Source organism: Lysobacter sp., from assembly GCF_035655815.1.
In the GTDB taxonomy this organism is placed as follows: Bacteria; Pseudomonadota; Gammaproteobacteria; order Xanthomonadales; family Xanthomonadaceae; genus Lysobacter_J.
Genome location: NZ_DASRTS010000015.1, coordinates 116,411 through 128,198, shown reverse-complemented (window position 1 = coordinate 128,198; position 11,788 = coordinate 116,411). Strand labels below are relative to the sequence as shown.

Here is an 11,788-nt window from a genome sequence, read left to right as displayed (position 1 = left end):
CGGAGCGGCGCGCCAACCGGGTCGCGATATCGGCGACAGCGTGCGCCGTGCGCACCAGGGAGCGGGCCTCAGCCCGCGTCGGCGGCGGTCACCACGCGGCCGCGCAGCGAGTTGCTCGTCGCCTCGGTGATCACCACGTCGACGAATTGCCCGACCAGGCGCGGATGCCCCGCGAAGTTCACCGAGCGCATGTTCTCGGTCTGGCCGGTCAGCTCGTTCGGGTCCTTGCGCGACGGGCCTTCGACGAGGATCGTCTGCACGCTGCCGACCATCGATTCGGAAATCATCCGCGAGTGCGCATTGATGTGTGCCTGCAGCCGCGCCAGGCGCGCGTGCTTCTCCTCGCTGCTCACGCTGTCCTCGAGGTCCGCGGCCGGCGTGCCCGGGCGGCGCGAGTAGATGAAGGAGAAACTCTGGTCGAAGCCCACGTCCTCGATCAGCTTCATGGTCTTCTCGAAGTCCGCGTCGGTCTCGCCGGGGAAGCCGACTATGAAGTCCGAACTGATGGAGATGTCCGGCCGCACCGCGCGCAGCTTGCGGATCTTCTGCTTGAACTCCAGCGCCGTGTAGCCGCGCTTCATCGCCGCCAGGATGCGGTCGCTGCCGGCCTGCACCGGGAGATGCAGGTAATTGGCGAGCTTGGGCACGTCGCGGTAGGCCTCGATCAGCGAGTCGGAGAACTCCAGCGGATGCGAAGTGGTGAAGCGGATGCGGCCCACGCCTTCGATCTCGGCGATGGCGCGGATCAGCAGGCCCAGGTCGGCGATCTCGCCTGTCGGCTGGCCGTCCTCGCCCATGATCGGCCCGCGGTAAGCGTTGACGTTTTGGCCGAGCAGGTTGATCTCGCGTACGCCCTGCGCGGCCAGGTCGGCCACTTCCACCAGCACGTCCTCGAACGGACGGCTGATCTCCTCGCCACGGGTGTAGGGCACCACGCAGAACGAGCAGTACTTGCTGCAGCCTTCCATGATCGACACGAAGGCAGTCGGGCCCTCGGCGCGCGGCTCCGGCAGGCGGTCGAACTTCTCGATCTCCGGGAAGGAGATGTCGACCTGCGGCAGCCCGGTATCGCGGCGGGCCTGGATGAGTTCGGGCAGGCGGTGCAGCGTCTGCGGGCCGAAGACCAGATCCACGAACGGCGCGCGCTTCACGATGGCCTCGCCTTCCTGCGACGCCACGCAGCCGCCGACGCCGATCACCACCGGCTTGTCGCCCTCCTTGAGCGACTTCCAGCGGCCAAGCTGGCTGAAGACCTTCTCCTGCGCCTTCTCGCGGATCGAGCAGGTGTTGATCAGGATGACGTCGGCTTCCTCGACGTTGTCGGTCAGCTCCAGCCCGTCGCTGGCGGCAAGCACGTCGGCCATCTTGGCCGAGTCGTACTCGTTCATCTGGCAACCGTGGGTCTGGATGTAGAGCTTCTTCGCCGCGGGCGTGGCGGAAGCGTCGCTGCCGCGTTCGGCGGCCGGGGAGATGGTCTGGCTCATGGGCTCGATCCGGGAGGGGCGGCGGTTATTCCGCGCCGGAAGGGGCGACATTCTACAGGCCGGGCAGGGCGCGAAACCGCGTTTGCAGATCCGAGGGCAGCATTGGAGGGCGCGCGTCCCGCGTCGAGGCCCCTACGTCCATGAAGGCAGTCATGGCAGGACCGGGACTGGCCGCGTTGCTGGCCATCGCCCCGGCGTTCGCGCAGACCACTGGCCCGCAGGGGCTTGGCCAGCCCAGCCGCCCCTCCGCCCCGGGGCGCCAGTTCGGCCATGCGCTGCCCGCCAACGGGGGTGCGCTTGTGTCGCCTGAGCCGCTGGTTGTCCCTGCAGCCATCGACGCCGTCACGCCGATGCGGGTGGCGCAGGGCGAGATCTACACCTACGTCGAGGGCGGCGTCGTCCACTACAGCAACCAGCGCCCGGTGGCGCGCGGGGGCATGGGGCCGGTGCGCAAGGTGACCTATACCTACATGGACACCTGCTACGCCTGCGCCCTGCAGCCGGGTGTGGACTTCGGCTCGATCCGGCTCAACACCGACGCCTACCGGCGAGAGATCGCCGCGGCCGCACGCGATTATGGTGTGGACGAGGCACTGGTTCGCGCCGTAATCCATGCCGAATCCGCCTACGACCCCAACGCCGTCTCGCGGATGGGGGCGCAGGGCCTGATGCAGCTGATGCCGGCCACGGCCCGGCGCTTCGGCGTGGCCAACGTGTTCGACATCGCCCAGAACATCCGCGGCGGCGTGCAGTACCTGGCCTGGCTGCTGCGCCGCTTCGACGGCAACCTGACCCTGGCCGCCGCGGGGTACAACGCGGGCGAGGGCGCCGTGGACAAGTACAAGGGCGTGCCGCCCTACAGCGAGACGCAACGGTACGTGCAGCGGGTGGCGGTCCTGGCGGACCGCTACCGCAATGCCACCCCGTGATGTGCCGGTTGGACAGTGGAAGCGCAGGCGAAGCCGACGGCGGGCTTCGCCTGCGCGCTGCGGGAGCCGTCACGGTTCGTGGTTCGCAACCGGATCAAGGACTTGTGAAGTGCCGGCACAGCAGACACACTCGCCGCCATGAGGGGGGGCTCACTGCTGCTGGGGATCGTCTGCCTGTTGGCCGCCGCGCCGACCGTGGCCGGCACGCTTTACCGTTGCGATACCCCGGACGGCGTCCGCAGCTATGTCAGCAAGCGAGTGCCGGGTGCGCGTTGCACCGTGATCAGCCAGTCGGCCGATCGGGGCGCGCCGGCGGCAGCCAAGGCCTTCGCGATGGGCGGCGTCACTACCGGTTCCACGGTTTCGGCAAAGCCTGCGGCGCCGAGCCAGCCCGAGCCTCTCGCTCGTACGTCAGCAGCCAGCACGCCGGTCGCCACGGCAACGCCCACATCCGCGCCGATCGCCGCCACCGGGCAGGCGCCGCGCCGGGTGCAGGGGCAGGTTTATTCCTATATCAAGGATGGCGTGCGGCATTACACGAGCCGCCGGCCGCAGGGCGTAGCCAATGCCAGCGCGGTGCGCACCATCCGCTACAGCTACATCGAGACCTGCTACGCGTGCTCGATGCGTCCCGGCGTCGACTTCGGCCGGGTCCGCCTCAACACCGACGCCTACCGTGACGAAATCGCCGCAGCCGCGCGCCAGCACGGCGTGGACGAGGCGATCGTTCGCGCCATCATCCATGCCGAGTCGGCCTACAACCCCAACGCGCTGTCGCGTGCCGGTGCCCAGGGCCTGATGCAGCTGATGCCTGCCACGGCGCGGCGCTTCGGCGTCAGCAACGCCTTCGACGCCAGCCAGAACATCCAGGGTGGTGTGCAGTACCTCGCGTGGCTGCTCAAGCGCTTCAACAACAACCTGACCCTCGCCGCCGCGGGTTACAACGCGGGCGAGGGGGCTGTGGACAAGTACAACGGAGTGCCGCCCTACAACGAAACGCAGCGCTACGTGCAGCGCGTGGGCGTGCTGGCCGAGCGCTACCGGGGCGCGATCGCGATCATGCGCTGAGCGGCCCCCGGCCACGTGCAACGGCCCGGGCTTCGGGCGTGTTGCGCAACGTGGAGCGGATTGTCGGGCCATTCACCGTTCCGTTACACTTCCCCGTCTTTTGTGCCGCGAGCCGTCGCCAGTGGCGTTGGCGGTGCGGTGTAACTTCGATCCAGCTTTGCGGAGTGCCGGATGGCCAACCAAGGGGTCAACGATCCTGTCAACCAGGGCCGCCGTCGGTTCCTGACCGCGACCACTGCCGTGGTCGGTGCGGTCGGTGCCGGTTTCGTGGCGGTTCCGTTCATCAAGTCGTGGAATCCGAGCACGCGGGCCAAGCTCGCCGGCGCTCCGGTCACCGCGGACATCAGCGCCCTGGCCGAAGGCCAGCGCCTGATCCTCGAGTGGCGCGGCCAGCCGATCTGGATCGTCAAGCGTTCCAAGGCGATCCTCGAGGCACTGCCGACGCTGGACGGCAACCTGCGCGATCCCAAGTCCGAGAACAAGGACCAGCAGCCGGCCTACATCACCGGCGAGCTGCGCTCGATCAAGCCGGAAATCTCGGTGCTCGTCGGCCTGTGCACGCACCTGGGCTGCTCGCCGGAGATGAAGGCCGAGATCCGCCCCGAGCCGTTCGACCCCGAGTGGAAGGGCGGCTACTTCTGCCCCTGCCACAAGTCGCGCTTCGACATGGCCGGCCGCGTGTTCCAGGGCGTGCCGGCGCCGACCAACCTGGTCGTGCCGCCGCACCATTACGAGAACGACACCACGATCGTGATCGGCGTGGATCCCTCGCAGTCGAACAAGGGAGCGGCGTAAGCCATGGCGAACATCTTCACCCGTGCCGCTAATGGCGTGATGGATTGGGTCAACGAGCGGGCCCCGGCGATGATGCCGGCGTACCGCAAGCACATGACCGAGTACTACGCGCCGAAGAACTTCAACGTCTGGTACTACTTCGGTTCGCTCGCGCTGCTGGTGCTGGTCAACCAGATCCTCACCGGCATCTTCCTGACGATGCACTTCAAGCCGTCCGCGGCCGAAGCGTTCTCGTCGGTCGAATACATCATGCGCGACGTGGAGTGGGGCTGGCTGATCCGCTACATGCACTCCACCGGCGCGTCGATGTTCTTCATCGTCGTGTACCTGCACATGTTCCGCGGCCTGATGTACGGCTCGTACCAGAAGCCGCGCGAGCTGGTGTGGATCCTGGGCATGCTGATCTACCTGGTCCTGATGGCCGAGGCCTTCATGGGCTACGTGCTGCCGTGGGGCCAGATGTCGTTCTGGGGCGCCAAGGTGATCATCTCGCTGTTCGGCGCGATCCCGGTCATCGGCAACGGCCTGACCGAATGGATCATGGGCGACTACCTGCCGGGCGACGCCACGCTCAACCGCTTCTTCGCCCTGCACGTGATCGCGCTGCCGCTGGTCCTGCTGCTGCTGGTGGTCCTGCACCTGGGCGCGCTGCACGAAGTCGGCTCGAACAACCCGGACGGCGTGGAGATCAAGAAGGGTCCGAAGGGCAACCGCTGGGATCCGAACAAGCCCGCTGACGGCATTCCGTTCCACCCGTACTACACGGTGAAGGACCTGTTCGGCACCGGCTTCTTCCTGGTGATCTTCGCCTTCATCATCTTCTTCGCACCGGCCTTCGGCGGCTGGTTCCTGGAGCATGACAACTTCACCGAGGCCAACCGCCTGGTGACGCCGGAGCACATCAAGCCTGTGTGGTACTACACCCCGTACTACGCAATGCTGCGCGTGGTCCCGGACAAGCTGCTCGGCGTGATCGTGATGTTCGCCGCGATCGCGATCCTGTTCCTCGTGCCGTGGCTCGACAAGTCCAAGGTCAAGTCGCACCGCTACCGCGGCTGGATCACCAAGGTGATGCTGGGCATGCTGGCGATCTCGTTCCTGTGGCTGGGCAAGATCGGCGCCGGTCCGGGTACCGATCCGGTCGAGACGATCATCGGCCGCGTGCTGACGTTCCTGTACTTCGCCTTCTTCATCACCATGCCGATCTGGACCAAGCTCGACAGGACCAGGCCGGTGCCGGAACGGGTGACGATGCATGACTGACATCGCGCAGATCCTGCAAGAGCCCGCACGTTCCTGTGCGGACTTCTCACCAAGCCGGTCCTTCCAGAAGATGGGAATCGTGAAGACGCTCGCTACCTTTGCTGCTGGCCTCCTGATCTCGTTCGGCGCGTTCGCCGCTGAAGGTGGCCACCTGCAGCAGTCGGGCACCGACCTCAACGACCGTGCGTCGTTGCAGCGCGGCGCCAAGCTGTACATGAACTACTGCTCCGGCTGCCACTCGCTCAAGTACCTGCGCTACTCGCGCATGGCCGAGGACCTGGGCCTGACCGAAGAAGAGGTGATGAACAACCTCAACTTCACCGGCGCCAAGTTTGGTGAGCAGATCCAGGTGAGCCTGACGGCCGACCACGCCAACCAGTGGTTCGGCAAGATGCCGCCTGACCTGAGCCTGATCACGCGCGTGCGCGGCACCGACTGGGTCTACACCTACCTCAAGTCGTTCTATCTGGACGAGTCGCGTCCGCTGGGCTGGAACAACCAGCTGTTCCCCAACGCGTCCATGCCCAACCCGCTGTGGGAGCTGCAGGGCCTGCAGCACGCCGAGTTCGGCGAGGCGGACAAGGCCACGGGTGAGCGTCCGGTGCTCGGCCTGAAGGTAACCCAGCCGGGTCAGCTGGACGCCAACGAGTTCAGCCAGGCCGTCCGCGACATCACCACCTTCCTCGAGTACGCCGGCGAGCCGGCCGCCCTCAAGCGCCAGAGCATGGGCGTGTGGGTGATCCTGTTCCTGGCGGCGTTCACCTTCCTCGCCTACCTGCTCAAGCTCGAGTACTGGCGAGACGTGGACAAGCACTGAGCCCTGTTGTATCCCTTGGAGCCCGCGCAGTGATGTGCGGGCTCCTTGCTGAAGCAGGCGCACTGCTGATCGAGGCCGCGACGACCGTCCACACGGGGTGGATGGCGTCTTCCCACTGGCGGATTCCGGTGGCTGGAGAGGTCGATGATGGCGGCTAGTCCACGTATGCGTAATGCCCTGACGCTGTTCTCTTCCACCGACTGCGTGCTGTGTCACCGCGTGCGCCTGGTGCTTGCGGCCAAAGGCGTGACCTACGATCTGGTGCCGGTCGATCCCCAGAACCCGCCCGAAGATCTCGTCGACCTCAACCCGTACCACTCGGTGCCGACGCTGGTCGAGCGCGACCTGGTGCTCTATGCGGCCAGCGTGGTCAGCGAATACCTGGACGAGCGCTATCCGCATCCGCCGCTGATGCCGGTGGATCCGCTGTCCCGTGCGCGCCTTCGCCTGGCGATGCTGCGCCTGGAGCACGACTGGGTCCCCCAGGTCCAGGCCATCCAGCTGGGCAACAAGGCGCAGGCCGAAGCCGGCCGCAAGCGGCTGAAGGAACTGCTCACCGCTTCCGTGCCGCTGTTCAAGGCCAGCAAGTTCTTCCTCAACCCGGAAATGAGCCTGGCGGACTGCGCGATGGCCCCGATCATCTGGCGCCTGGATGCGCTGGGCGTGCCGATGCCCAAGGACGGCAAGGCCATCGAGGACTACGGCAACCGCATCTTCCGCAACCCGGGTTTCACCCGCAGCCTGACCGACCAGGAACGCAAGTTGCGCGATCTGCCGGCCTGAAGTCGCGGACGCGGCAGGCCATCGTTCGGGCGGGCCAATGGCCCGCCCTTCGTTTTCAGGGGCCGTGCGCTGCTTTCGCCTTGCGGCGCTACACTCCCCGCATGAGTCAGGAAAGCACCTCGATGACCAGCCATCGCCCGTACCTGCTGCGGGCGCTGTACGAATGGATCGCCGACAACGGCATGACCCCGCATCTGCTCGTCGATGCCGTCCGCCCGGGCGTGCAGGTGCCGTCGCATGCGGTGAAGGACGGCAAGATCGTGCTCAACATTGCCGAGCGCGCCGTGTCGCACCTGGAGATGGGCAACGACGCGATCCGCTTCAGTGCGCGCTTCGGTGGCGTGAGCTATCCCGTGTCGGTCCCGGTGCAGGCCGTGCTCGCCATCTATGCCCGCGAAACCGGCCAGGGCATGGCCCTGCCGGACGACATCCACGCGGCAGGCGACGAAGGCGAGGTGGAGGTCGAGCTGGCGGACGAGAGCCCCACGCCGGCGCTCAGCGCCGTGCCCAGCGAACCCGCGCCCGACGACGACGGCGAAGGCCCGCAGACCCCCACGCCCCGCCGTGGCGGACACCTGCGCATCGTGAAGTGACGCAGCGGCGCGCAGGCGCAAAGCGCCGGCGCCTCTGCCGCTGCGTCATCCCCGCGTAGACGGGGATCCAGCTCGTTCCGCTCGGCGCGCTGGCGCAAAGCGCCGGCACCGTTGCCGCTGCCTCATCCCTGCGAAGGCGGGATCCGGCTCGTTCCGCTCGGCGCGCTGGCGCAATGCGCCGGCGCCTTTGCCGCTGCGTCATCCCGCGAAGACGGGGATCCGGTACGTTCCGCTCCGCGCGCTGGCGCGCTGGCGCGAAGGCGCCTTGCCGCTGTGCCATTCCCGCGAGCCCGCGGATCCAAGGGCTTTTCACGTTTTATCCCGCGTCGCCAGTCGTAACGTTCTTGCTTCTCGCTCGTCATCCCCGCGAAGGCGGGGATCCAGGGACGTTCACGCTTTACCGGCGCCCTGTCAGGGGCAAAACCACAGCTTCCTTCCGTCTAAAGCCGGCCAGGTCACTGTTCTTTGCGGACCCAAAGTCCGCTGGATTCCTCTCGGTCAAAACGTAACCAAAGGAAGGTCTTCCCCGAAGACGCGATCTCATGACCGGCCACCGAGTCGTTGCTCCGTAAGTCGGACGTCACCGACGGGCCCGGCTTGCGGCGCCGGCGCTCGGACGATGCGTCATCCAGCGTCGTAGCCCGGTAAGGCAAAGCCGCACCCGTGTGCGCTGCACTTACCCGGGCGATCTTGATGCTCCATCCGCTGGCGGTGCGAGCGCACCGCCTCGCGTATCGCATGCGTGGCTCCTCGGCCGTGATTCCCGCGAAGGCGGGAATCCATCTTGCCGGCCCTATCCACTTTCCTTGAAGCCGAACGACGCTGCGAGTTGGATCCCCGCCTTCGCGGGGATGACACCGCCGTGGAGCGATCACCGTAGCCCGGCATGCCACCTTCGCATGGAAAGGGGGCGCGTGCGCTGCCATCTGCGTCTTGGCCCAAGTAAGGCGAGCGTCGTAGTCCGAGTAAGGCGAAGCCGCACCCGGTGCGGTGCGCTTATCCGGGCGACCCTGATGCTCCATCCGCTGGCGGTGTGCGAGCGCAGCGCCTCAAGTACCACATGCGTGGCTTCCCTCAGCCGTCATTCCCGCGAAGGCGGCAATCCATCTTTCCGGCGCGATCGCTTTCCTCGAGCCGAACGACGCTGCGAGTTGGATCCCCGCCTTTGCGGGGATGACATCGCCGTGGAGCGATCACCGTAGCCCGGGTAAGGCGAAGCCGCACCCGGTGCGCTGCGCTTACCCGGGCGACCCTGACGCTCCATCCCCGGCAGTGTGCAAGCGCAGCGTCTAAAGTAGTGCATGCGTGGCTCCCCTCAGTCGTCATTCCCGCGAAGGCGGGAATCCATCTTGCCGGCGCGATCCACTTTCCTTAAAGCCGAACGACGCTGAGAGTTGGATCCCGCCTTCGCGGGGAATGACATCGGCGTGGAGCGATCACCGTAGCCCCGCATGCCACCTTCGCATGGAAAGGGGGCGCGTGCGCTGCCATCTGCGTCTTGGCCCAAGTAAGGCGGGCGTCGTAGTCCGGGTAAGGCAAATCCGCACCCGGTGCGGTGCGCTTATCCGGGCGACCCTGATGCTCCATCCGCTGGCGGTATGCGAGCGCAGCGCCGGAAGCACTGCACGCTGGCCCCCTCAGCCATCATTCCCGCGAAGGCGGGAATCCATCTCTCCTGAGCAATGGCTCGACGCCTTCCGCTCAATGCAGCGACGACGGTTCGCGCGTCACAGGACCGCTGAAGGCGATCAATCGATCGCCGCGCAGCACCATGCGGCCGACGTGGCGATCCTCGCCGTTGATGGAGTAGTCGAAGCGGAACGTGCGCTCCCAGCCCAGCCAGCCGCTTTCATGGCGGCACAGGCGGATGCCGATCGCATGCACGCTCTGGTCCAGCCATTGCACGCCGGCGGCCTGGCACGCGTTGCGTCCGACGACTTCGGCGCGTTCGGCCGCAGCGCGGCCCGCACTCCAGAATGCGAACACCATCGCAGCGACGATCATCAGGATCAGTAGAGTCGGCATGCGATCACTGTGGCGGCGCGTCGCGCCGGTCGCAAGGGGTCGAAGGGAACCGCTGCAGGGGGGCAGATCCCGCGTGAAACTCGTCTTTCCAGGCGGAGAGCACCCGCAGGTGCTGCTCGGCCACGGCGTCAACCGGGTCGGATCCGACCCCGAATCCACCATCGTCATCGACCGCCCCGGCGTCCTGCCACAGCACTGCCAACTGCATGTGACCGCGCAGGGCGTGATGCTCGACGTGCCGCCCGGCACCGCGGTCAGCGTCAACGGCCGCCAGGTGCAGGGCCTGATCGCCCTGCGTCCGGGGGACAGCGTCGGCTTCGACCAGGTGCAGGCAAAGCTGGCGGCGCTCGGGCCCGCACCCGTGGTCGCCAGGCATCCGTCGACCGGGCCGGACCTGGTCAGTGCCAATGACGATCCTGGCGTCACGGCGGTCCGTCCGGTGGTGCCCAGGTTCTTCCTGCGCGGCATATCGGCGGAAGTGTCGGGGCGCAGCGATGCGCTGTACGGCGTGCTGACCGTCGGCCGCAGCCAGGAATGCAACCTGCGCTTCGACGCGCCCGGCCTGTCGCGCACGCATGCGCGCCTGATGCCGGGCGAAACCGGAGTGCAGGTCGAGGACTTGGGTTCCAGCAACGGCACCTACATCAACGGCCGGCGTGTCCTGCGCGGCGAGGCACGGGTCGGTGACGAACTGATGTTCGACACGCTCCGGTTCCGCGTGGCAAGCACCGCCGCGACCGAGCCGGTGGAGGTGGTCCCCACGCCGCGCCGCGCGGCGCCTGCGCAGCCGCGCTCGCGGCGTTCGGTCTGGCCGGTGGTCGTCGTGCTGACGATGCTTGCGGGGGCCGCGGCGGCGGCCGCGGCGTTTCTGAACTGATCGCGCTGCCGCCGTCAGCCCGGCGGCGGCCCCAGCTTCAGCGAGAGGTCGATCGCGCGGACGTGCTTGGTCAGTCCGCCGATCGAAATGCAGTCGACGCCGTCTTCCGCGATGGCGCGCAGCATGGACATGTCGACGCCACCGGAAACCTCCAGCGGGATGCGCCGGCTCGCGGGCTGCAAGCGTGCGATGCGCACGGCTTCGCGGCGGGTCGCTGCATCGAAATCGTCGATCAGGATGCGGTCGCATCCTTCGCGCAGGGCTTCCTCCAGTTGCGCGATGGACTCGACTTCCACGATCAACGGCAGGCCGGGCTGCATACTGCGCGCGGCGCGGATCGCGGCGGAGATCGAACCTGCGGCGCGCACGTGGTTCTCCTTCAGCATGACCGCGTCGAACAGGCCGATGCGGTGATTGACGCCACCGCCGGCGCGTACGGCATATTTCTGCGCCTGACGCAGACCCGGCAGCGTCTTGCGGGTGTCGAGGATCTGCGCACCGGTGCCGCGGACGGCATCGACGTAAAGAGCGGTGGTCGTTGCCGTCCCGGACAGCGTCTGCATGAAGTTGAGCGACGCGCGTTCGGCGCTGACCAGCGCACGCGCCCGGCCTTCCAGCGTGGCGAGTACGGTGCCGGCGCCCACGCGCTGGCCTTCGTCCACGCGCCAGTCGATGCGCACCTGCGGATCAAGCGCACGGTGGCAGGCATCGAACCACGGACGGCCGCAGACGATCGCGTCTTCCTTGCAGAGCAGGTAGGCGCTGTCGGCGATGTCGGGTAGCAGCGCGGACGTGACGTCGCCCGTGCCCAGGTCCTCCGCCAGCGCGCGGGCGACATCGTCGGCGACGACCTCGTCCGGCGGCGGGGCGAAGCCGCGGCTCATGCGCCGGGGAAGTCCGCGATCTGCGCGGTCGCGATGGCCTCTTCGCCCAGCAGCACGGGGATGCCGTCGTCGATGCGATAGACCGTCTTGCGGTCGCGCGTGACCAGCGCCTCGCGCACCGCATCAATCTGCGGGCTGCCGTCGCCACGGACCAGACCACCGGCCTGGACGGCGTCGTTCAGGGCCTGCAGGCCACGGCTGTCCAGCAACTGCAGGGGCTGGCGGGTGACGGGGCAGACGAGCAGGTCGAGCAGCTTGCGGTCCATACGG

12 protein-coding genes are annotated in these 11,788 nt (G+C 67.4%); 8 read left to right on the top strand and 4 right to left on the bottom strand.

Features of this window, described 5'->3' with window-relative positions:
• Window positions 1-68: 68 nt before the first annotated feature.
• Window positions 69-1,484 (bottom strand): tRNA (N6-isopentenyl adenosine(37)-C2)-methylthiotransferase MiaB, encoded by a 1,416-nt coding sequence (gene miaB, locus VFE83_RS04035; protein ID WP_324903590.1) that lies wholly within the window; start codon window positions 1,482-1,484, stop codon window positions 69-71.
• Window positions 1,485-1,624: 140 nt separating this feature from the next.
• Here miaB and VFE83_RS04030 point away from each other — a divergent pair, with 140 nt between their 5' ends.
• From VFE83_RS04030 to VFE83_RS04000, 7 genes are all read left to right on the top strand, one after another.
• Window positions 1,625-2,413 carry a lytic transglycosylase domain-containing protein gene (locus tag VFE83_RS04030; RefSeq protein ID WP_414674684.1) on the top strand — a complete coding sequence of 263 codons (789 nt, stop codon included), beginning with the start codon at window positions 1,625-1,627 and terminating at the stop codon, window positions 2,411-2,413.
• Between the two features lie 138 nt (window positions 2,414-2,551).
• Window positions 2,552-3,481 (top strand): lytic transglycosylase domain-containing protein, encoded by a 930-nt coding sequence (locus VFE83_RS04025; protein WP_324903589.1) that lies wholly within the window; start codon window positions 2,552-2,554, stop codon window positions 3,479-3,481.
• Window positions 3,482-3,652: 171 nt separating this feature from the next.
• Window positions 3,653-4,276, top strand: a complete 624-nt coding sequence (petA, locus tag VFE83_RS04020) for a ubiquinol-cytochrome c reductase iron-sulfur subunit (protein WP_324903588.1) — start codon at window positions 3,653-3,655, stop codon at window positions 4,274-4,276.
• A gap of 3 nt (window positions 4,277-4,279) precedes the next feature.
• Window positions 4,280-5,539 carry a cytochrome bc complex cytochrome b subunit gene (locus VFE83_RS04015; protein WP_324903587.1) on the top strand — a complete coding sequence of 420 codons (1,260 nt, stop codon included), beginning with the start codon at window positions 4,280-4,282 and terminating at the stop codon, window positions 5,537-5,539.
• 70 nt (window positions 5,540-5,609) lie between these two features.
• Window positions 5,610-6,356 (top strand): cytochrome c1, encoded by a 747-nt coding sequence (locus tag VFE83_RS04010; RefSeq protein WP_324903597.1) that lies wholly within the window; start codon window positions 5,610-5,612, stop codon window positions 6,354-6,356.
• Window positions 6,357-6,503: 147 nt separating this feature from the next.
• Entirely contained in the window at window positions 6,504-7,139 is a 636-nt protein-coding gene (locus tag VFE83_RS04005) for a glutathione S-transferase N-terminal domain-containing protein (protein WP_324903586.1), read from the top strand.
• Between the two features lie 101 nt (window positions 7,140-7,240).
• On the top strand, window positions 7,241-7,732 hold the full coding sequence (locus VFE83_RS04000) for a ClpXP protease specificity-enhancing factor (protein ID WP_324903585.1): 492 nt from the start codon (window positions 7,241-7,243) through the stop codon (window positions 7,730-7,732).
• A 1,701-nt stretch (window positions 7,733-9,433) separates the two neighbouring features.
• Here the strand turns inward: VFE83_RS04000 and VFE83_RS03995 are convergent.
• A complete protein-coding gene (locus VFE83_RS03995) occupies window positions 9,434-9,757 on the bottom strand; it encodes a DUF3301 domain-containing protein (RefSeq protein ID WP_324903584.1) in 324 nt (107 codons plus the stop codon).
• A gap of 73 nt (window positions 9,758-9,830) precedes the next feature.
• Here VFE83_RS03995 and VFE83_RS03990 point away from each other — a divergent pair, with 73 nt between their 5' ends.
• A complete protein-coding gene (locus tag VFE83_RS03990; RefSeq protein ID WP_324903583.1) occupies window positions 9,831-10,634 on the top strand; it encodes an FHA domain-containing protein in 804 nt (267 codons plus the stop codon).
• Between the two features lie 14 nt (window positions 10,635-10,648).
• Here VFE83_RS03990 and nadC read toward each other — a convergent pair whose 3' ends face one another.
• Both nadC and VFE83_RS03980 read right to left on the bottom strand, forming a co-directional pair.
• The gene (gene nadC, locus VFE83_RS03985) at window positions 10,649-11,518 is read right to left on the bottom strand and encodes a carboxylating nicotinate-nucleotide diphosphorylase (protein WP_324903582.1); all 870 of its coding nucleotides are present in this window, start codon (window positions 11,516-11,518) and stop codon (window positions 10,649-10,651) included.
• Window positions 11,515-11,784 (bottom strand): Trm112 family protein, encoded by a 270-nt coding sequence (locus VFE83_RS03980; RefSeq protein ID WP_324903581.1) that lies wholly within the window; start codon window positions 11,782-11,784, stop codon window positions 11,515-11,517. Before VFE83_RS03980 ends, nadC begins: the two co-directional genes overlap by 4 nt.
• Window positions 11,785-11,788: the final 4 nt, after the last annotated feature.